Annotated in this window: 16 protein-coding genes; 7 read left to right on the forward strand and 9 right to left on the reverse strand. The window is 69.5% G+C overall.

The genetic code is table 11. The features are described from left to right. Window positions 1-16: 16 nt before the first annotated feature. Window positions 17-403: a hypothetical protein gene (locus tag ACLJPX_RS39655; RefSeq protein ID WP_410605392.1), complete on the forward strand. Its 387-nt coding sequence runs from the start codon at window positions 17-19 to the stop codon at window positions 401-403. Window positions 404-407: 4 nt separating this feature from the next. Here the strand turns inward: ACLJPX_RS39655 and ACLJPX_RS39660 are convergent, their stop codons facing one another. Together ACLJPX_RS39660 and ACLJPX_RS39665 are read right to left on the reverse strand one after the other, a co-directional pair. Further along, a complete protein-coding gene (locus tag ACLJPX_RS39660) occupies window positions 408-3,683 on the reverse strand; it encodes an ATP-dependent helicase (RefSeq protein ID WP_410605393.1) in 3,276 nt (1,091 codons plus the stop codon). Then, a complete protein-coding gene (locus ACLJPX_RS39665; protein ID WP_410605394.1) occupies window positions 3,680-6,895 on the reverse strand; it encodes an ATP-dependent helicase in 3,216 nt (1,071 codons plus the stop codon). Before ACLJPX_RS39665 ends, ACLJPX_RS39660 begins: the two co-directional genes overlap by 4 nt. A gap of 54 nt (window positions 6,896-6,949) precedes the next feature. Between ACLJPX_RS39665 and ACLJPX_RS39670 the strand changes: the two genes are divergently transcribed. Together ACLJPX_RS39670 and ACLJPX_RS39675 are read left to right on the forward strand one after the other, a co-directional pair. After that, entirely contained in the window at window positions 6,950-7,273 is a 324-nt protein-coding gene (locus ACLJPX_RS39670; protein ID WP_101612538.1) for an MGMT family protein, read from the forward strand. Window positions 7,274-7,287: 14 nt separating this feature from the next. Continuing rightward, the gene (locus ACLJPX_RS39675; protein WP_410605395.1) at window positions 7,288-8,118 is read left to right on the forward strand and encodes a siderophore-interacting protein; all 831 of its coding nucleotides are present in this window, start codon (window positions 7,288-7,290) and stop codon (window positions 8,116-8,118) included. Window positions 8,119-8,191: 73 nt separating this feature from the next. On the opposite strand, the gene ACLJPX_RS39680 is transcribed toward ACLJPX_RS39675, so the two are convergent. The 3 genes from ACLJPX_RS39680 to ACLJPX_RS39690 are packed head-to-tail and all read right to left on the reverse strand — an operon-like array spanning window position 8,192 to window position 11,308. Then, on the reverse strand, window positions 8,192-9,475 hold the full coding sequence (locus tag ACLJPX_RS39680; protein WP_101612536.1) for a sensor histidine kinase: 1,284 nt from the start codon (window positions 9,473-9,475) through the stop codon (window positions 8,192-8,194). Between the two features lie 53 nt (window positions 9,476-9,528). Beyond that, complete coding sequence (locus ACLJPX_RS39685) at window positions 9,529-10,338, reverse strand: uroporphyrinogen-III synthase (protein ID WP_410605396.1); 810 nt, start codon at window positions 10,336-10,338, stop codon at window positions 9,529-9,531. Then, window positions 10,331-11,308: a helix-turn-helix transcriptional regulator gene (locus tag ACLJPX_RS39690; protein ID WP_410605397.1), complete on the reverse strand. Its 978-nt coding sequence runs from the start codon at window positions 11,306-11,308 to the stop codon at window positions 10,331-10,333. Before ACLJPX_RS39690 ends, ACLJPX_RS39685 begins: the two co-directional genes overlap by 8 nt. A 60-nt stretch (window positions 11,309-11,368) precedes the next feature. Between ACLJPX_RS39690 and ACLJPX_RS39695 the strand changes: the two genes are divergently transcribed. From ACLJPX_RS39695 to ACLJPX_RS39710, 4 genes are all read left to right on the forward strand, one after another. Next, entirely contained in the window at window positions 11,369-11,764 is a 396-nt protein-coding gene (locus ACLJPX_RS39695) for a DUF3224 domain-containing protein (RefSeq protein ID WP_410605398.1), read from the forward strand. A gap of 8 nt (window positions 11,765-11,772) precedes the next feature. After that, window positions 11,773-12,891, forward strand: a complete 1,119-nt coding sequence (locus tag ACLJPX_RS39700) for a DNA glycosylase AlkZ-like family protein (RefSeq protein WP_410605399.1) — start codon at window positions 11,773-11,775, stop codon at window positions 12,889-12,891. A 218-nt stretch (window positions 12,892-13,109) separates the two neighbouring features. Further along, the gene (locus tag ACLJPX_RS39705; protein WP_410605400.1) at window positions 13,110-14,276 is read left to right on the forward strand and encodes a hypothetical protein; all 1,167 of its coding nucleotides are present in this window, start codon (window positions 13,110-13,112) and stop codon (window positions 14,274-14,276) included. Between the two features lie 44 nt (window positions 14,277-14,320). Beyond that, window positions 14,321-15,175, forward strand: a complete 855-nt coding sequence (locus ACLJPX_RS39710; RefSeq protein ID WP_410605401.1) for a hypothetical protein — start codon at window positions 14,321-14,323, stop codon at window positions 15,173-15,175. A 58-nt stretch (window positions 15,176-15,233) separates the two neighbouring features. On the opposite strand, the gene ACLJPX_RS39715 is transcribed toward ACLJPX_RS39710, so the two are convergent. From ACLJPX_RS39715 to ACLJPX_RS39730, 4 genes are read right to left on the reverse strand one after another with little or no spacing between them, the layout of a single operon-like run. After that, window positions 15,234-16,337, reverse strand: coding sequence for a uroporphyrinogen-III synthase (locus tag ACLJPX_RS39715; protein WP_410605402.1), 1,104 nt, complete (start codon window positions 16,335-16,337; stop codon window positions 15,234-15,236). Further along, window positions 16,334-16,681, reverse strand: coding sequence for a nitrite reductase small subunit NirD (gene nirD / locus ACLJPX_RS39720; protein ID WP_410605403.1), 348 nt, complete (start codon window positions 16,679-16,681; stop codon window positions 16,334-16,336). The genes ACLJPX_RS39715 and nirD overlap by 4 nt, the downstream gene beginning before the upstream one ends. Beyond that, the gene (nirB, locus tag ACLJPX_RS39725) at window positions 16,678-19,182 is read right to left on the reverse strand and encodes a nitrite reductase large subunit NirB (RefSeq protein WP_410605404.1); all 2,505 of its coding nucleotides are present in this window, start codon (window positions 19,180-19,182) and stop codon (window positions 16,678-16,680) included. The genes nirD and nirB overlap by 4 nt, the downstream gene beginning before the upstream one ends. After that, entirely contained in the window at window positions 19,182-20,540 is a 1,359-nt protein-coding gene (locus tag ACLJPX_RS39730; RefSeq protein ID WP_410605405.1) for a nitrate/nitrite transporter, read from the reverse strand. The genes nirB and ACLJPX_RS39730 overlap by 1 nt, the downstream gene beginning before the upstream one ends. Window positions 20,541-20,567: the final 27 nt, after the last annotated feature.

Raw genomic sequence — 20,567 nt, forward strand, 5'->3', positions numbered from 1 at the left:
ATGCGAAGCTCAGGGCATGTCTTCGGATTTCAAGCCGTCTCAGCGGCCCGCATACTTCCTCGCCGGCCTGCTCGGCGCGGCCGGGGTCCTGCACTTCGTCCAGCCCAAACCCTTCGACGCGATCATCCCGAAGCAGCTTCCGGGCTCGCCTCGCGCGTGGACCTACGGCTCCGGAGTGGCCGAGCTGGGCGTCGCCGCCGCGGTCGCCGCCCCCAAGACGCGCCGTCTCGGCGGGCTCGCGGCCGCACTGCTGTTCGTGGTGGTCCTGCCGGGGAACGTGAAGATGGCCGCCGACGCCGACCGCCGGAAGGCCCCGAAGGCCTTGCGCGCGGCTTTCTGGGCCCGCGTCCCGCTTCAGATCCCGCTCGTGACCTGGGCCCTGAAGGTGCGCGACCGCGCCTGAAACGCTAGAGCGTCGGGACGCTTCGCAGCAGGTTTCGCAGGCCTTCGGCGTCCAGCAGATCCGCCGGGCTGACGGTCTTGTCGTGTTTCACGTAGTGGAACGCCGCCCGCACCTTCTCCACGGGGATCTTCTTCAGCGCGGCCCACGCCAGCCGGTACGCCGCCAACTGCACCGCCAGCGGCGCGAGCCGGTCCTTCTCCGGGACGGCGCCGGTCTTCCAGTCGACGACGGTCCAGCCGCCGTCGGGGTCGGCGAACACGGCGTCCATCCGCCCGCGCACCGTCACGCCGACGACGTCGGCCGAGAACGGGACCTCGACGGCGTGCGGCACCCGGTTCGCCCACTCGCTCTTCTCGAACGCCGTCTGCAGCGCCTCCAGCTCGGAATCGGGCGCCTCGTCGACGTCCGCCGCACCCGGCAGATCGTCGATCTCCAGCAGCTGTTCACCGCCGAACCGCTGCTCCAGCCAGCCGTGGAACGCCGTCCCCCGGCGCGCGTAAGTGTTGGGGCGCACGGGAAGCGGCCGCCGCAACCGTTTGGCCAGCGCGGCCGGATCGGCCGACAGCTCCACCAGCTGACTCACCGAAAGATGCGGCGGCAGCACGACCTGCTGGACGCGGTTCTGCGCCCGCGCGCGCTCTTCCAGCAGCACCTTGGTGTCGGAGATCCAGCCGTCCGGATCTTCCTCTTCTGCAGCATCTTCGGAGTCGCCCTCTTCCGCGCCCGCAGTGTCTTCCATGGCACCGAGCACCATGTCGACCCCGTTGGTGACACCCTCACGCCGCGGCCACAGCGGATCGACCGGCCACCGCGCCTTGCGTGAATCGGCGACCAGCGGGTTCTCCCCGTCGCTCTCCGGCTCGTCGGCCCAGTGCTCGATCCGGCCGACCGAGTTCCCCCGCATCACCTCGCCGATTTCGAGCAGGAACTCCGACGGCCCCTTCGGCCGCGCGCTGCTCTCGTTCCACCAGTGGCCGGAAACCAGCAGCGTGCGCTCGGAGCGGGTCAGCGCGACGTAACAGAGCCGCCGCTCCTCATCCGCCTCCCGCGCGACGAAGCCCTCTTCGTGCAGCTCCAGCGCTTCCTGGACTTCCTTGCGGTCATACCCCTCGGCGACCCGTAGCTCCGGCAGATCCTCCGAGTCCCCGCGCAGCGCGGCCGGGAGCGCGGTCGAGGTCCGCAGCCAGGACGACGAACGCCGCCTGCCCGGGAAGACCTCCTTGACCAGGTGCGGAACCGCGACGATCTGCCATTCGAGCCCCTTGGCCGAATGCACGGTCAGCACCTGGACCCGGTCCGGGACGACCTCCACCTCGCCGGGGGTGAGCCCGTCCTCCGCATGCGCGGCCGTGTTCAGGTAGTCCACAAAGGACAAAAGGGTGGCCGTCGGCGAGGTCTCGGCGAAATCCGTGACGACGTCGGCGAAGGCGTCCAGATGCGCCCGTCCGGCGGGCCCGGGGCGAGCCAAGGATTCGACGTCGAGCAGCATCGTGCGTTCCACGTCGGCGACCAGTTCGGGCAACGACTGGTCGAGACGGCGGCGCAACGCCGAAAGCTCGCCGCCCACCCGGCGGATCCGGCGATACCCTTCCGTCGAATAGCGTTCCGCGGTACCGGGATCGTCGATCGCGTCGGCGAGTCCCGCCTGTTCGACCCGTTCGGTCACCAGCACCGGTTCGTCCACATCGGACTTTCCCGAAGGCGGCACCGGCGACGAAAGCTCACCGGCACGGCGCCACAACGCCGCGAGGTCGGCCGCGGCGATCCGCCAGCGCGCGCCGGTCAGCAACCGCGCGGCCGCACTGCCCGCGAGCGGATCGGCGAGCACCCGCAACGTACTGACCAGGTCTGCGACCTCGGGTTCGTCGAGCAGGCCGCCGAGCCCGACGACCTCCACCGGGAGCCCGCGAGCCCGCATCTCGGCCGCGATCGGCGCCATGTCCGCGCGACGGCGCACCAGTACCGCGGCCGTCGGCGGCTTTCCGGTCTCCTCCATGGTTTCGAACCAGCGTTTCGCCACCGCGTCGGCCACCCACTCGCGTTCGGCACGGACGTCCGGCAGCAGCGCGGAGGCGATGTCGGCCGTTCCGGCGCCTTCCAGCGCGCGCAGCCGCGCGACGCCCAAGCCTCGCTCCCGCAACGGTTCCGAGATCGCGTTGGCCAGTTCCAGCACCTCGGGCGGATTGCGGAAACTGGTCAGCAGCCCGAAATCCAGCGCCGGGACGAGCCGTTCGCCGTTGTCGCGGGGGAAGTCCGTGGTGAACCGCGGCAGGTTCGCCGCGCTCGCCCCACGCCAGCCGTAGATGGCCTGCGCCGGGTCACCCACCGCCGTCACCGGCATCGGCGGATGTTCGACGCCGCCGAACAGCGACCTCAGCAGGATCCGCTGGGCGTGCCCGGTGTCCTGGTACTCGTCGAGCAGGACCGCGCCGTACCGCTCACGTTCCCCCGCGACCACCGCCGGATAACTGTCGGCGAGCTGCGCGGCCAGCGACATCTGATCGGCGAAGTCGAGCGCGCCTTCCGCTCGCTTCCGCGTGTGGTACGCCTCGACCAGCGGAAGGAGCGCGAGCCGGAACCGTTGAGCCGTCATGACTTCGGCCAGTTTTTGGGGCAGCGCCGCACGCTGCCCCTTGGCCCGTGGCGCTTTCTCGATGACCTCGCACAGCCAGGACGTGTACTGCGCCAGCCGTTCGGTTTCGACCAGGTGCTCGCCGAGTTCCCCGGCCAGCGCCAGCAGCTGCGCCGTCACCGTGGAGGGCACGCGATCGGTGTCGAGATCGTTGTCCCAAGTGGACACCACGCGATGCGAGAACTGCCACGAGGACGTCTCCGAAAGGAGCCGTACCCCGGGCTGGACCGGCAGCCGCAGGCCGTGTTCGGACAGCAGGCGCCCGGCGTACGCGTGATAGGTGAGCACCGTCGGTTCCCCGGCGGTCACCGTCGTGCGCAGGTCGCCGGTCGGGTCGATCTTGTCGAGCAGGCCCGAGCCGACCAGCCGCCGGAGCCGGGTGCGGACGCGTTCGCCGAGCTGACGGGCGGCCTTGCGGGTGAAGGTCAGGCCGAGGACGCGTTCCGGCGGCACGATGCTGTTGGCCACCAGCCACACCACGCGCGCGGCCATCGTCTCGGTCTTGCCCGCGCCGGCCCCCGCGACCACCAGCGACGGCTCGATGGGCGCGGCGATGACCTCGGCCTGCTCGTCGGTCGGGCTGTGCAGGCCGAGCGCGCGGGCGATCTCGGCCGGTTCGACCTGACGGCGCTGGAGTTCGGAGATCAAGGGCCGGTCACCTGCCTGCCCTCGGGCCGCAGCGGACAGCAACCCCTTGCCGGGCAACGATCACAGTCCGGGTTCTCGGTGACGCCGTACTCGGGCCCCGCGGCGGAACCGGCCGCCGAGCGCACCAGTTCGAGCCACTGCTTGCCGCCGTCTTCGTCGAGCGGCGCCTGCTCGCGCTGGGTGGATCCGGTCTTGTTGTTGGACTTCGCGACGTAGACCAGCCGCGCGCCACCGGGTTTCGAACCGCCCTCGACCGCGCCGAGCAGCACGGCGAGCTGGTACGCGGCCAGCTGCGGATGCTGCTCGGCGTCGGAAGCGGAGATCGGGACCTTGCCGGTCTTGATGTCGATGACGACCGGGCGGCCGTCCTTGTCCATCTCCACGCGGTCGACACGGCCGCGCAGGAGCACGCGGACGTCGTCTTCACCGACCGGCAGCTCGACCTCGATGTCCTGCTCGACCCCGGCTTCGATCAGTTCCTTGCGGCTGGACTCCAGCCAGGTGATGAAGTTCCGCAGCATCTTCTCGACCCGCGACCGCTCGCGGCGCGAGAACCACGGCGCCCCCGCGTCGACCCGCACCCAGGCCTCGTCGAGGGCCGCGCGGATCTGCTCGTCGCTGCTGCCGCCCGCGACCGCCTGCGCGAGCCCGTGCACCAGGGTTCCGGTGACGGCCGCGAGCTGTGCCGGGTCACTGCCGCCGTGGCGTTCGATCAGCCACCGCAGTGGGCATTTGACCAGAACCTCCACGGTGGACGGAGAGATGCGGATCAGATCGCCGGGCCCGTGCACCGGTTCGCCGGTGGAGGGTTCCAGCAGGCCGTACCAGGTGCCCGGATGCGCGCCCGGCACCCCGGCGGCGGCCAGTTTGGCGAGCTGACGCGCCGCCCGCTGCCGCCTTTCGGGCTCGCTCGTCTCGTCGCAAACCACCTCACGCAGTTCCCCGACGAGTTCGGCGAGCACCAGCGAACGTCCCGCCGGTTTCATCCGCGAGTCGAGGCCGCCGTCGTCCGCGCCGTTCTCCTCCAAGTCGTCGATGAACCGCGAGGGTTGCTCGTCCTCCCCCGCGACCGCGCTGACCAGCAACGTCTTGCGCGCGCGGCTCGCGGCGAGGTAGAACAGCCGCCGCTCTTCGGCGAGGATCGGGGCGGTGGCGGACACCTTTTCGCTGTCGACGCCGGACATCAGGTCGACCAGCCGCTCGACACCGAGCACGGAGCCGCGCAGCCGCAGATCCGGCCAGCTGCCTTCCTGGACACCGGCGATCGCCACGACCGTCCACTCACGGCCGGCGGACGCGTGCGCGGTGAGCAGCGAGACACCGTCGCTCTTGATGGCCGCGGGCGCCAGCGTGCCACCGGCGATGTTCTGAGAGGACAGGTAATCCGCGAACGAGGCGACGCTCGCCCTCGGCAACCTGTCGACATAACGACCGGCCGCGTCGAAGAGCGCGACGATCGCGTCGAGATCGCGATCCGCCTGGGAGCCCAGAGAACCGCCACGATCGACCAACCGCAGGAAGCGCTGCTCCAGCGCGCTGTTCTGCCACAGCTCCCACAACACCTGCTCGACGCCGTCACCGCGCACCACTGCTTGGTGCGCCGCGTGCAGCAGCCCGCCGATCCGGCGCATCGGCAGCGACTCGGCCTCCGCCAGCCCGGTGAGAACGTCGTTGGTGCGCAACGCTTCCACCAGCAGCTCGTCGCTGGATCGCTGTCCGCCGCCCGCGAGTTCGAGCCTGCGCAGGCCACGGCGCAGCCGCCGCAGGGCGAGTGGATCCGCGCCACCCAGCGGCGAGGACAACAGCATCTCGGCGAGGTCGACGTCGAGCAGGTCCGGCTCCGCGGCGAGCCGCAGCATCGCCAGCAACGGCCGGACGGCGGGTTGTTTCGCGAGCGGCAGTTCCTCGGTGGCCGAACCGATCGGGACCCCGGCGGCTCGCAGAGCGCGTTGCAGGACAAGGAAAGTACGGGCGGGCGACCGGACGAGCACCGCCATCTCCGGCCACGGCACCCCGTCGACGAGATGCGCGCGGCGGAGCTGATCGGCGATCCAGCTCGCCTCGGCGGCCGGTGTTGGCATCAGGCGAACGCGGACGGCGCCGCCCTCTGCGTCCGGCGCGTCGACGAGTTTGCGCTGCGGCGACGACCCGGGCAGCACGGCGCCGAGCTTCGTGACGGCCGTGCGGATCACCGGGGCGAGCCGATGCGCGGTGGTCAGCAGGACGGTGCGCTCACCGTCGTCGTCCGCGTCGGCGAACAGACGGGGATCCGCGCCGCGGAAGGAGAACACGGACTGATCTGGGTCGCCCGCGACGACGAACTCGTCCGCCGCGTGCCCGATGAGCCGGATGAGCTGCGTCTGCAGCGGGTCGAGGTGCTGGGCGTCGTCGACGAACAGGTGCCGGATCCGGCGCTGCTCGCGTTCGCGCAGTTCGGGGTCGTCCTCGAGCGCCAGCAGCGCGGAAGTGACCAGCTCCGCCGCGTCCAGCGCGGGCGCGCTCGCCACGCCCAGCGCGTTGCCGCCCGCGCCCTGCAGCAGCGTGACCTCTTCGTACTGGCTCCAGAAGTGCCCCGCCGCGATCCACTCTTCGCGACCGCGGCGCCTGCCGAGTTCGACCAGGTCCTCCGGGCCGAGCCCGCGTTCGGCGGCGCGGAGCAGGAGGTCTCGCAGTTCTTCGGCGAAACCGGGGACGTTCAGCGCGGGCCGCAGCTGCTCCGGCCAGTCGAGCGCGCCCGCTTCGAGGTCGCCCGCGAGCAGGTCCCGGACGACGACGTCCTGTTCCGCCCCGGCCAGCAGCCGGGGCGGCGGGAGGTCGTCGGCCTGCGCTTCCATCCGCAACAGTGCGTACGCGTACGAATGCACCGTGCGCACGAGCGGCTCGCGGATCGTGCGCGGCAGCGGATCCTCTTCCGGATCGGTGGTGAGCCGGTGGGTGATGTCGGCGCGCAGGACGTCGGCCGCCTTGCGGGAAGTGGTCAGGATGAGGACGCTCTCCGGATCCGCGCCCTCCGCGATGCGCCGCGAGGCCGCCGACGCCAGCAACGCCGTCTTGCCCGTGCCAGGGCCGCCGAGGACCCGTCGGAAGCCGTCGGGAGCGGCCAGCAGGCGGCGGGCGCCGGAGTCCCACTGGAAGGACGGCGTGCCGGTGACCGGCGTGCGGACCAGCCGCGCGTCGGTTCCTGCCGCTGTTCGCCGCCCGTTCACGCCCACGATGGAACCACGCCCCGCCGACACAACCTCGCAGCGGCACGGCAAAGTGGTCCCATGGATGACGAACTGCACGAGCGGGTGCGCGAGGTCATCGCGAGCGTGCCCGCCGGCTCAGTCGCGACTTATGGGGATATAGCGTCGGTTTCGGGAGCCCCGTCACCGCGGTTGATCGGGCGGATCCTCGGCGAGGACGGCCACGACCTGCCTTGGCACCGCATTCTGCGCGCCGACGGGACACCGGCTCCGCATCTGGTCGACGAACAGCTGCAACGGCTGCGCGCGGAGGGCGTCATGGCCGACGGCCAGCGCGTCGACCTGCGAAAATACCGGTGGCAGCGTGATCCCGATGACGACGCCGGCTTGGGCGGACTATTTTAGGTTAGCCTCGCCTAATGAGTTTCATCGAGGCGAAGGTGACCTGTGTCCGGCGGCTGACCCCGCATATGAGCAGGGTGACCTTCTCGGGGGCGCCGATGGTGGATCAGGCGCCCGACCAGTACTTGAAGGTGTTCTTCCCGCAGCCCGGTCAGGCGGAGCCCGTCCTGCCCGGGCCGCTGGACGGTGACGAAGTGCTGTCCTGGTACAGGACCTACCTCGCGATGCCCGACGACGTCCGGCCGGCGATGCGCACCTACACCGTGCGCGCACTGCGGCCGGACGTGCAAGAAATCGACATCGACTTCGTGCTGCACGGCGACGAAGGCCCCGCCTCCGCGTGGGCTTCGCGCGTTTCGGAGGGCGACAGGGTCGCCTTCCTGGGTCCGCACGGGCTCTACGACGTGCCCGAAGGAACGACCTGGCAACTGCTGATCGGCGACGAGACCGCGATCCCGGCGATCGGCGCGATCGTCGAAGCGCTGCCCGCCGGGACGCGGGCGCTGGTCTACGTCGAGATCGGCGACCGCGAGGACCGGCAGGTCTTCGAAACGCGGGGGACGGTGGAACTGCACTGGGTGGTGCGGGACCCCGGCGGCCCGGTCGGCGACGCCGTGCTGGAAGCCGTGCGGAAGGCGGACCTGCCGGGCGGGACGCCTTACGCGTGGGTCTCGGGCGAGGCGAACATGGTGAAGCTGGTGCGGCGGCATCTCGTGCGGGAGCGCGGGGTCGACAAGCGGGCGATCTGCTTCACCGGGTACTGGCGGCAGGGATTGAGCGAAGAGGCCGCCGGGCGCGAAGCCATGCGTCAGATCGAGAGCGGAGAGGTTCCGGCCGAAGAGGACTGACCGCTTCTGGTCGCCTCGTGAGTGGTAAGGACGGTTCTAACCGCCCTTACCACTCACGAGGCCGGATACGGACTCAGTGCGGCACCCACAGCGTCACCCGGGTCCCCCGCCCCGGATGCGAATCGATCGTCCCCCGCCCGCCGACCTCGGTCAGCCGCGCCATGATCGACTGGCTGATCCCGAAGCCCGGCGGCCGGTCCAGCATGCTGAAGCCGGTTCCCTGATCCCGCGCGATGACCGCGATGCCGCCTTCGCGCTCTTCGACGCGAAGCACGACCTGTTTCGTCCCGGCGTGCTTCACGGTGTTTCGGAGCGCTTCGCGGACGGCGTCGCGGATCGCGGTCCGGCGTGCGTGCGAGAGGCGGTAGTCCTCTTCGTTCTCTGCCGCGACGAGCTGGGTGCGGAGGCCGTCGCGCGCCATTTCGGTGGCGACCTCGGCGAGGTCCGCCGCGAGGCCACGGGCCGACGGCGCGTCCGGGCCGACCAGTTCGCGCCGCAGCTCGGCGGCCTGTGCCCGCGCTGTCGCGCGCATTTCCGCGAGCCGTTCCGCAGCGGCGGTTTCGTCGTCCGGCGCCTCCAGGCCCATCGCTTCCAAGGTCTGGAGGACGGAGTCGTGCATGACCCGCTGGGTCCGCAGGCGTTCGGCACGCTGCCCTCGGCGCATTCCGATCCCCAGCGCGAACCGGGTCCCGACGCCGAGCAGGATCAGGATCCCCGCCGTGGTCACCATCGCCACGACCAGCGCGATCATGCAGCCCACCGACCGGCTCACCGCGAGCGGATGGTCGATCGGGAGCCCGCCGATCCAGGTCAGGAACGCCCGGAACGGGAAAGCCGCGATCAGCAGCAGGCAAGCGGCGGGCAGTCCGAACGACAACGTCCACAACGCCACCGTCCCGACCATCCAGGTCCACGCGACGTCGATGGCGAACGGCTGGATCTCGGTGGGCGCGGCCAGGGCCACGATCGTCGTGAGCACCACGCCCACCGCGAGATCCGCGTACATCAGCAGCCCGGAGGTCTTCGCCCGGATCCCGCGGCCCCGCACCACCCACCAGACCGCGATGACGTTGAGCAGCACCGCCAAGATCGTCGTGCTCAGTACCGGGACGATCCCGGCCGATCCGTTCGCGACCAGGAAACCGATGTACACCTTGGGAAACGCGGCCACGCGGTAGAAGATCGGGCCGAGCGCGGAGTAGCGGATCGCGCGCATCAGCAGCGAGTCCGCCGAGTCTTCGCGATAACGCCAGTCGGGAACGGAATCGGGATCGGGTGCCTCGTCGGCCGGGCTCGCGCCCAGTACCGAAGATCCCTTGCGCAACATCGCCCGCACGAAGGTGACCGACTCGGACATCCTCCGCCCTCCCGTGCGTTCGATGTCGAGCCTGGCAAAGGGGACCACACCCGTCAAGACGGCCGAATGCGCAGTTCCGCGACGAGAAGTTTCACCAAGGCGCCGAGCCGCTGCCGTTCGGGCTGGACGGTCGGGATTCCGGCGGCCTCCAGCGGCGCCGCGGTCACCGGTCCGACGCACGCGCACAGCACCGGACCTCGAAGAGCGGCAAGAAGTTCCTCTCGGCGCGAGCCCGCCAGCACGAGCAGATTCGCCGCCGCGGGGGCGGAAGTGAACGCGAGCGCGGCCACCCGTCCGGCGACCACACTTTCGACGAGATCGTGCACCGGTTCGACGTCCGCGGGCGAAAGCCAGCGATACGGCTGTGCCTGGACGACGTCCGCGCCGGAATCCCGCAGCAGCCCGGTGAGTTCGGGCAGCAGCGTGCCGTGCAGCTGGACGGCGACCCGCGCCCCGCGAACCCCGGCGTCGCGCAAGCCCTCGAACAGTTCGGCGTTGCTCTCCTCCGGCGCGGAGAACTCCTCGCGCAGCCCCTCGCCACGCACGGCGCCGGCCGCTTTCGGCCCGCGCACGAAGATCCGTGACGCCGCCAGCCGTTCCAGCAGCGGTTCGCGCAGTCCCCAGCCTTCCGCCGCCGCAAGCCAGCCGCGGAACCCGGCGCCGGTGGTGACCGCGGTGAATCCGACCGGTTCGGCCAGCACGGCGTCCGTCGCCGCGCGGAGTTCGGCGTCGTCGGGCAGCGGGACGATGCGGATGGTGGGCGCGTGCAGCACGGTCGCGCCATGTCGTTCGAGGGCGGCGATGAAGTCGTCGGCCCGCCGCTCCGCGGTGATCCCGATCGTGATGCCGTCCAGGTCAGCCATAACGCGCGCCCATCTTCCTGATCTCCTCCGCCAGCCGCTCGCGCAGCTCCGGCGGTTCGAGTACTTCGAGGTTCCCGCCGAACCGCAGCAGTTCACCGACGGCCGACTCCCCTGGCTCGACGGGCAGTTCCATCGTCAGCCAGCCGTCCTCATCCGGCTCGGCGCCGCCTTCGACGGCTTCCCGCAACGCTCGCGTGCCGACGGCGCCCAGATAGAACGGTAGGAGTATGCGGGCGAACTCGTTCAGCCGGACCACCGCCACGCGCGAGTACATCCGCTTCTCGAACTGCTCCGACCACTCCAGCCAGTAGCGCGCGAGGTCGAAGTCGGACGGCCGCTCGAAGGTCTCGCCGAGATCGTCGAGCTCCTCGATCCGGGAGACCCGGTAGGTGCGGTCGGTCCCGTCGCAGCGCGCCGCGAGATACCAGTTCCCCGCCTTGAGGATCAGGCCCAGCGGGTCGAGGACGCGCTCGACCTTCTTCTGGCCCCAGCGTTCGTACCGGACCTTGATCCGCCGCGCGTGCCAGACCGCGTCGGCCAGTTCGGACAGTCGCGGCAGGCTCTCGATCCCGCGGTGCCAGCCAGGGACGTCCAGGTAGAACCGGTCGGAGACCTTGCTCGCCCCGGCGCGCAGCTCCGCGGGCATGGCCGCGGACAGTTTGAGCTGAGCGGCGGCGAGGACCGTGCCGAGCCCGAGTTCCGCGGCCGCGCCGGGCAAACCCGCGAGCGAAAGCGATTGCGCTTCTTCCTCGGTCAACCCGGTCAGCCGTGTGCGATAGCCGTCGACCAGCTGGTATCCGCCCGTGCGCCCGCGATCGGCGTACACCGGCACGCCGGCCGCGGACAGCGCCTCGACGTCGCGGTAGACCGTCCGGACCGAAACCTCCAGCTCGGCCGCCAGCTCCTCGGCCGTCATCCGGCCGCGGTTCTGCAGCAGGAGGAGGACCGACAGGAGTCTGCTCGCGCGCATGAATCCAGTATCCCCTAAAACCTGACACATCCTGACAGGTATGGCTGACAGGGTGAACCCATGAACACCTTCGCCATGAAGAACTGGGAAGAAAACGTCGTCAGCGGCACCGAGGGCGGCCCGCGCGTCGCCTACGCCCACGCCACGCTCGCCTACAGCGGGCTGATCGACGGCGAGTCGATCGTGGACTACCTGCTGTACTACGCGAGTGAGGGCTACGACGGCGGCGGCACGACCGCGCCGGGATTCGAACGCGTCGAGGGCACTGTGGACGGGCGCAAGGGTAGCTTCGTGATCAAGCACGACACCGGATTCGACGCACAGGGCATCTCGTCGACGTTCACGGTGGTCGAAGGCTCCGGAACGGGTGAACTCGCCGGGATCACCGGATCCGGCACCACCACGGGCGTCCTCGGTGAGCCGACGATGTCGTACACGCTCGAATACTCGCTGTAGGAGGACAAGTGCTCGACGTCGATCGCGAGCAGGTGCTGGCGTACCGGATCGCGGCGCACGGGCTGCACCGCGAGGAGACGGATCCGGCCGCGGCGGCCGTGTTCGACCTCGGCCTGCAGGATTCCGTGCGCGACACCGCGCTGCTGGGCCTCGCCGCCCGTCTCGACGGCGACGTGACGCCCGCGGTCTGGGACGACGATCGGTTCGTACTCGCCTGGACGCATCGTGGCGCCCCGCATTTTCACCGCCGCGCGGAACTGGACACGATCAGGGCGGCGCTCGTCCCGCTCGACGAGAAGGACGCGATGGCCCGGATCCTCTGGCAGCGCAAGCAGGTCGAGGACGCGGGGATGTCCGCGACGGACGCGCTGTTCACCGCGGCGAAGGCGATCCGCCGGGTCGTCACCGGTGTGCAGACCAAGGGAACGGTGAGCGGCGCCGTCACGAAACTGATCCCCGAAGGGCTCTCGTACGCCTGCCGGGGCTGCGGTGTCGTCCACATCTACGAGCAGTTGATGCGGGTCGCGTCGATCCACGCCGGCGTCCGGCTCGAACCGGGCGCGACCCCGGCCACGTTGGCACCACTGGAAGAGCGGGGCAGACTCAAAACCGCGCCGGACGTCGAAGCGGCCACGCGCGTCGTCGAGGGCTACCTGCGGATCAACGGTCCGGCCGCCCCCGGTGACGCCGCCGTCTACGTCGGCACGACCCGCACCGGCGTCGACGCGATGTGGCCGGACGGTCTGGTCGAGGTCCGGGTCGACGGCAAGAAGGCCTTCCTGCCGGAAGACCGGGTACCGCTGCTGGAGAACCCGCCGGAGCCGGACGTGGTCCGCCTGCTGCCTCCGCTGGACCCGTTCGTCCAGGCGCGGGACCGGGCTGTGCTGGTGCCGGACAAGGCCAGGCAGAAGGAGGTCTGGAAGATCCTCGGCAACCCCGGCGTCCTGCTGGCCGACGGCGAGATCGCCGGGGTCTGGCGGGCCAAGGCGAGCGGGAAGAAGCGGCTCGACTTCACCGTCACCCCGTTCGACGCCGTCCGCCCGGCCGTACGGAAGGCGGCCGAGGCGGAGGCCGCCCGCGTCGCCTCCGCCCGGGAGTTCCCCGACCACCGCGTCACCTTCTCCTGACCCCCGCGTTTCGTCCTCTAGTCGCGGTAGTTCGCGTTGCCAACTACCGCAACTAGAGGACGAAACGCGAGAGGGGTCCCGGTAGTTACTTGCGCGCGGAAGACAATCTCCGCTTGTCGACAGACTTGTCCACGAAGCTAACTTGCCCCGCCGGGACAACTAACACTATCGGGCAAGTTTCGTTGACTCTCCGTAGGCAAATGTGACACGATCGTTTCGTGTCCAACGCCAAGAGCATGCCGATCGACCTCGTTGAGCAGGCCGTTCACACCCTGCGGGCACTCTTGGGCGATAGCTGGTCGGTGACCCAGTTGACGCCCGCACCAGACAAAGAACACGAGGACGACAGCGCTTTCGACGCCAGCGTGAGGATCGCCCCGCCGGACAACGGTCCTTACACTGAACTGCTGATCACGGCGCGACAATCAGTCACGCCTCGCGAGGTCGAGACACAACTCGGGGCCATCCGAAACATTCTGGCGCACACCCACGCCTCGCCGACCATGCTGGTGGTTTCGCCATGGATCAGCGCACGCACCCAACAGGAGCTACGCGACCGCCGAATCGGCTATCTCGACCTGACCGGCAACGTCTTCCTATCGGTCACAAACCCTGCGATTCACCTTCGCCTTCAAGGCGCATCCCGCTCTCCCCGCATGAATCTCGGAACAGCCACCGGCGCCAAGCGGGTCACCCTGGCAGGAGAGAAAGCAGGCAGGATCGTCCGTTTCCTCGCGGACTTCACGCCACCGTACATAGCCACGGACATCGCGAACGCGACCCAAGTCGACTTGGGCTGGGTCTCGCGCCTGCTGGGCGCGCTCGACGACCAGCGCCTGATCGAGCGCGCGAATCGTACGATCACCGACGTCGACTGGGCCAACCTTCTCCACGCTCGGGCGATGACGACCAAGCTGCTTACCGGCAACAACTATCTCGGCATGATCGCGCCTGCCGGGATCCAGTCAGTGCTAAATAAGCTGGCCGCCCTTCCAAACTCGCCCTTGGGGCCGCCACAGGCGATCGTGACCGGCCCCTACGCCGCCCGCGCGGTCGCCCCGGTCGCCACCGGCGGCCAATTGATGCTCTACGTCGACAACTCCCCCGACTCTGTCGATTCCTTGGCCGACCACCTTGGTCTTCTGCCTGTCGACCACGGTGCCGAAGTCCTGCTTTTGCGTGCACGTGATGCGGTGATCTTCCAACGTCGTCGCAAGGTCGACGGCATCCCACACGTGGCACTGAGCCAGCTGGTGATCGACAGTCTCTCCGGCCCTGGGCGGATGCCGGCCGAAGCCGAGGCAGTGCTCGACAGCATGCGAGGCACCGAAAAAACCTGGCGGCACTCCTGGCTCGCGCCAGTCAACTCGACACCTCGCCGCTGAGCTGTTCCGCCAATCTCGTTCTCATCAGGAAGATGAATCCAACTGTGGCCAAGGTCCCCGACGGGGTCGACGTTCAGGAACTGACCATCGTCGCGCGGAAAGTTCTCCTCGATGGACTGACCGCGCTCAAGCCGCACCTCAACGCGCTGACCGTCGTCGGAGCTCAGGCGGTCTATCTTCAAACTGCGGACGTACCACTAGCCGCCGCTACCTACACATCCGACGGCGACCTCGGCGTCGACCCCGAACAGCTTGCCGACGAGCCCTTGCTGGAACAGGCGCTGCAGAACGCCGGCTTTGAGCGACTTCAGCAGCACCAACCAGGACTCTGGGGCCGCACTGAGAGCGTGGGCGGCACCACCACGAAGGTCGAGTTGGATTTACTCATCGGCCAAACCCTTGCCGATGGTGGCAGCAGGAGTGTCAAGATCCAGCCCCACGACAGAATGGCCGCGCGGCGTGTGCCCGGCCTGGAGCCTGCCGTGGTCGACCGCGTGCCCATGATCATCACCGCACTGGAGTCCGGCGACGATCGCCGGATCCGAGTACACGTCGCGGGAGCCGCAGCACTCCTGGTCGCGAAAACACACAAGATCCGCGACCGGTTGAACGATAGTGCCGCCCGCCCGGACCGATTGACCAACAAGGATGCCGGCGACGTCTACCGGCTCATGATGGGCACCCGCGCCAGGGATGTCGGCGACACTTTCCAAACACTTCTCGCGGACTCCCGAGTGGGCGATGTGACCGCCACAGGCCTTGTCTATTTGCGCGAACAGTTCGGCGGCGCGGACACCGCCGGAGTCAGGCTCGCCATCGAGGCGCTGATCGGGTCGGTCCCGGAAAACACCATTCGTACCGTGGCACCCGCATATGTTCGCGCGCTCCCCATCCCTTGACAGAATTAGTTTCAAGTCACGCCAACTACCGCAACTAGAGGACGAAACGCGGGAGGGGTCACGGGTCGACGGCTAGGCGGTAGCCCCGTTTGACGACGGTCTGGACGAGTTTCGGGGCACCCAGGGAGCTTCGGAGGCGCCCGATGGCGGTTTCGACGGCGTGCTCTTCGCCGCCATCGGGCAACGCGGAGATCAGCTCCCGCCGCGAGAACACCCGCCCCGGGGACTCCGCCAGTGCCCGCAGCAGCGCCATCGGCGCGGGCGCGATGTCGCACCACTGCCCGTCGACCACCGCCGCCTGTCCGCGCAGTTCGATGCTCCGCCCGCCCGCCGTAAGCCGCGACGAGCGGGCTTCGAGCGCTTCGGACACCGTCCGCGCCAGCGCCCCGATCCGCGACCGAGCGGGCTGGACCGTCGGGATCCCGAGCGCGGCCAACGGCCCCGCGGTGATCGGCCCGACGCAGGCCGCCACGACCCGTTTCTCCAGCGCCCGCACGATTCCCGGCAGGCGTCCGGTCCGCCTCGCCATCGCCAGCATCGACGCGGCAGCGGGCGCGCTGGTGAACGGCAGCGCGTGCACCGAGCCGTCGAGGACGGCGTCCAGCAGCCGGTCCAGCGGGCCGGGATCGGCCGGGCCGACCCAGCGGTACACCGGCACCTCGATCACCTCTGCCCCCGCCGCGCGAAGACTGTCCACAAAGTATGGAAGCGGCTCACCGTGCAGCTGCACCGCGATCCGCTGACCGTCCACACCGGATTCGAGCAGATGCCGCAGCACCTCGGCGTTGCTCTCCGACGCGGGCGAGTAGTCCTCCGAGAGCCCCGCGGACCGGATCGCCCCCTTGGCCTTCGGTCCTCGCGCGAGCAGTGACGACTCCCCCAGCCGCTCCAGCAGTTCTTCGCCCAGTCCCCAGCCTTCGGCCGCTTCGGTCCAGCCGCGGAAACCGATCCCGGTCGTCGCGACGACGGCGTCGACCCGGTCCTGAAGCAGGCGCATGGTCGCCGACCGCAGTTCGGTGTCGTCGGCCAGCGGCACGATCCGGATCGCCGGGCCGTACCGCACGGTCGCGCCCTTGCGCACGAACAGCGCGCCGAGCTCGTCCGCCCGCCGCGCCGCCGTGATCCCGATGACGAATCCCGCCAGGGGAGGGACTTCTGTCACGGCGAAGCCTCGACCTCCACCACGCCCCCGGTGACCCGGACCCCGTACGCCTCGACCGAGACACCTTCGGCGTCGAGGCACGCGCCGGTCCGCAGGTCGAACCGTTCCTTGTACACCGGCGAAGCCACCACCGGGACCCCGCCGGCGTCACCGACGATCCCCCGCGAGAGCACCGCGGCACCACTGACCGGATCCATATTGGACAGTGCGTACCACCGGTCGCCGGGCAGCCGGAAGATCGCCACCTGGACCCCGTCGTCGAGCAGGGCCGCGACCCCGGACCATTCGGGGACGGCGCCCGCCGCGCAGACGGCGGTCCAGGTGCGCTCGATCGAAGTCGTCACTGTTTCACCTCCGGGATGCCCAGCAGCACGGGCACCTTCTGGTCGCGTTCGGTGCGGAACGAGATCGTCGGGTCCGGCGTGCCCGGCGCGTTGACGAACGAACTGAACTTCGCCAGCTTCTCCGGATCCTCCAGTACCCCGCGCCATTCGTCGGCGTAGTCGCCGACGTGCTTGGCCATCGCCGCGTCCAGGTCCTCGCAGATGCCGAGCCTGTCGTCGACGATCACCGCGCGCAGATGGTCGAGACCGCCGTCCATCTCCTCGACCCACGGCGCGGTGCGCTGCAACCGGTCGGCCGTGCGGACGTAGAACATCAGGAACCGGTCGATCGTGCGGATCAGCGTCTCGGTGTCCACTTCGGACACCAGCAGATCCGCGTGGCGCGGGGTCGCGCCTCCGTTCCCGCCGACGTACAGGTTCCAGCCCTTGTCGGTGGCGATGACGCCGAAGTCCTTGCTCCGCGCCTCGGCACATTCCCGTGCGCAGCCCGAAACCGCGGACTTCAGCTTGTGCGGCGAGCGCAGGCCCCGGTAGCGCAGCTCCAGTTCGATCGCGAGGCCGACGCTGTCCTGCACGCCGTAGCGGCACCACGTCGAACCGACACAGGATTTGACCGTGCGCAACGACTTCCCGTACGCGTGTCCCGACTCGAACCCGGCGTCGACGAGCCGTCGCCAGATCAGCGGGAGCTGGTCGACGGTGGCGCCGAACAGGTCGATCCGCTGCCCGCCGGTGATCTTCGTGTACAGCCCGAAGTCCATTGCCACCTGCGCGATCACCATGAGCTTCTCCGGCGTGACCTCGCCGCCGGGGATGCGCGGGACCACCGAGTAGGTGCCGTTGCGCTGGAGGTTCGCCAGGAACTTGTCGTTGGTGTCCTGCAGCGTCGCCTGCTCACCGGCGAGGATGTGCCCGTTGCCCAGCGTGGCCAGGATCGACGCGATCGCCGGTTTGCAGATCGCGCAGCCGGTTCCGGAACCGTAGCGGTCGATCATCTCGCTGAACGTGCTGATCCGCGTGGCCTGAAGGATCTGGAACAGCTCCGCGCGCGACTGCGGGAAGTGCTCGCACAGCGCCTTCGACTGCTCCACACCGCAAGCCGTCAGCAGCTTGCCCAGCAGCGGGACGCAGGATCCGCACGCCGTGCCCGCCCGCGTGCAGCCCTTGATCTTGGCGACCGAATCGCAACCGTCTTCGGTGATCGCGTGCGTGATGGCGCCCTTGGAAACCGCGTTGCACGAACAGATCTGCGCGGCGTCGGGAAGCGCGTCGACACCGACAGCGGCCCCGCCACCGGCCGGGGCGAGGATCGCGCCCGGTTCGGCGGGCAGCGGCCTGCCGACCATCGCGCGCAGCGTGTTGAACTCGCTCGCGTCGCCGACCAGCACCCCGCCGAGCAACGTCTTCGAGTCGTCCGAGATCACGAGTTTCTTGTAGGTCCCGGCGACGGCGTCGTTGAACGCGACCTCCAGCGCGCCCTCGGTCGCGGCGTGCGCGTCGCCGAAGCTGGCGACGTCGACACCCATGAGCTTGAGCTTCGTCGACATGTCCGGCTCGGGGAACGTGCCCTCGCCGCCGGTCAGCCGCGCGGCGACGATCTCCGCCATCGCGTAGCCGGGCGCGACGATGCCGTACACCTTGCCGTCCACGGCCGCGCATTCGCCGATCGCGTACACCGCCGGATCGGACGTCCGGCAGGAGTCGTCGACCAGGATGCCACCCCGCGCGCCGACCTCCAGCCCGGACGAACGCGCGAGGTCGTCGCGCGGCCGGATCCCGGCGGAGAACACGACCAGGTCGACGTCGAGTTCCGTGCCGTTGCCGAGCTTGGCGATGTAGCGTTCGCCGTCCGGCTCGATCGCGTCGGTCGACGTTCCCGTGTGGACGGTGACGTCGAGCTCGGTGATGAGTCGCCGCAGCAGACCGCCGCCACCCTCGTCGACCTGCAGCGGCATCAGCCGCGGCGCCATCTCGACCACGTGCGGCGAGAGTCCCATGTCCCGCAACGCCTTCGCGGCCTCCAACCCCAGGAGCCCACCACCGATCACGACCGCCGAGCGGCGACCTCGGCCGGGCCGCTGAGCGGCTTCCCGGATGGCGTCGAGATCTTCGATCGTCCGGTAGACGAAACAGCCGGGAAGATCGTGTCCCGGCACCGGCGGGACGAACGGCCGCGAGCCGGTCGCGAGGACGAGCGCGTCGTACGGCTGCTCGTACCCGGACTCGGTGACGACCACCTTGCGCTCCCGGTCCACCGAGGTCACCGCGTCGCCGAGCCGCAGTTCGACCAGCGGGTCACCGGCGTAGTCGGCGCCTTCCAAAGCCAGCGACGCCGGATCCCAAGTGTCCACATAGGACGTCAGGGCGACCCTGTCGTAGGCAGGACGCGCCTCCTCGGCGAGCACCACGACCTGCCATTCGCCGGTCCTGTCCTCCGCGCGCACGGCCTCCACGAGCCGGTGCGCGACCATACCGTGTCCCGCGACGACGAGTTTCCGCATCAGACCTCCGCTCCGGCGAGCGCCAGACCTCGGGTGCTCGCCACCTCCGTCTGCTGTTTGCGCAGGTACACCGCCCAGGTGACGGCGAAGCACAGTCCGTAGAAGACGAGGAAGGCGACGAACGCCGGAACCCCGCTCTTGGTGTCCGCGAACGACTGCCGGAAGGCCAGGTTGATGAACAGCCCGCCGAGTGCGCCGATCGCCCCGGCCAGCCCGATCAGCGCACCGGAAAGCTTGCGCGCCTTGAGCATTGCGAGCGCCTCGTCCGCGCCCTCGCTGATCGCGACCTTCGCCTTGGCGCGGAAGATCGCCGGGATCATCTTGTACGTCGAACCGTTGCCGATGCCGGTGAGCACGAACAGCACGATGAAGGCGACGGTGAACAGCGCCAGCGAATTCGACGTCGAAGCCAGGATCAGCACCACGGTCGCCGCGGCCATCCCGACGAACGTCACGAAGGTGACCTTGCCGCCGCCGATCCGGTCGGACAGCCAGCCGCCCGCCGGCCTCGAGAACGAGCCGAGCAGCGGCCCGAGGAACGTCACCGCGGCCGCCTGCAACGGTGTCCGGCCGAACTGGTTCTGCAGCACCAGGCCGAACGCGAAGCTGTAGCCGATGAACGAACCGAACGTGCCGACGTAGAGGAACGACATCACCCAGGTGTGCGGATCCTTGACGACCTCGCGCATCGCCTTGGTGTCGCCCTTCATCGAGGCGAGGTTGTCCATGAAGAAGTACGCGCAGGTCGCGGCGAGGACGATCAGCGGGAGGTAGATCGCGAGCACCAGCCGGGGCGCGGTCGCGCCGACGGTGCCGATCACCAGCAGGCCGATCAGCTGGATCGCCGCCACCCCGAGGTTCCCGCCGCCCGCGTTGAGCCCGAGCGCCCAGCCCTTGTGCTTCTCGGGGTAGAACGCGTTGATGTTGGTCATCGACGACGCGAAGTTGCCGCCGCCGACCCCGCCGAGCGCGGCGATCAGCAGGAACGTGCCGAGCGAGGTGCCCGGTTCCATCGCGATCGCGGCCAGCGCGGTGGGCGCCAGTAGCAGCAACGCGCTGACGATCGTCCAGTTCCGCCCGCCGAACCTCGCGACGGCGAACGTGTACAGCGGCCGCATGAGCGCGCCGATCACCGTCGGCGTCGAGACGAGCAGGAACTTGTCCGCGGCCGAGAAACCATACTGCGGTCCCATGAACAGGACCATGACCGACCACAGTGTCCAGACGGAGAAGCCGATGTGCTCGGCCAGGATGGAGAACCAGAGATTGCGCCGGGCGGCCTTCTTCCCGGTCTCCTCCCAGAACTGCTCGTTTTCCGGATCCCAGTGCTCGATCCAGCGCTTCCCACGAGCTGCCATGCGGTCCTCCTTGGTGGATGCGTTCGG

This window comes from Amycolatopsis sp. lyj-90 (genome assembly GCF_046549035.1).
In the GTDB taxonomy this organism is placed as follows: Bacteria; Actinomycetota; Actinomycetes; order Mycobacteriales; family Pseudonocardiaceae; genus Amycolatopsis.

Excerpts from the sequence above, each read along its gene's own strand:
- ACLJPX_RS39655 (WP_410605392.1), top strand. The coding sequence starts at position 17 with ATGTCTTCGGATTTCAAGCCGTCTCAGCGGCCCGCATACTTCCTCGCC.
- ACLJPX_RS39670 (WP_101612538.1), top strand. The coding sequence starts at position 6,950 with ATGGATGACGAACTGCACGAGCGGGTGCGCGAGGTCATCGCGAGCGTG.
- ACLJPX_RS39675 (WP_410605395.1), top strand. The coding sequence starts at position 7,288 with ATGAGTTTCATCGAGGCGAAGGTGACCTGTGTCCGGCGGCTGACCCCG.
- ACLJPX_RS39680 (WP_101612536.1), bottom strand. The coding sequence starts at position 9,475 with ATGTCCGAGTCGGTCACCTTCGTGCGGGCGATGTTGCGCAAGGGATCT.
- ACLJPX_RS39685 (WP_410605396.1), bottom strand. The coding sequence starts at position 10,338 with ATGGCTGACCTGGACGGCATCACGATCGGGATCACCGCGGAGCGGCGG.
- ACLJPX_RS39690 (WP_410605397.1), bottom strand. The coding sequence starts at position 11,308 with ATGCGCGCGAGCAGACTCCTGTCGGTCCTCCTCCTGCTGCAGAACCGC.
- ACLJPX_RS39695 (WP_410605398.1), top strand. The coding sequence starts at position 11,369 with ATGAACACCTTCGCCATGAAGAACTGGGAAGAAAACGTCGTCAGCGGC.
- nirB (WP_410605404.1), bottom strand. The coding sequence starts at position 19,182 with ATGCGGAAACTCGTCGTCGCGGGACACGGTATGGTCGCGCACCGGCTC.
- ACLJPX_RS39730 (WP_410605405.1), bottom strand. The coding sequence starts at position 20,540 with ATGGCAGCTCGTGGGAAGCGCTGGATCGAGCACTGGGATCCGGAAAAC.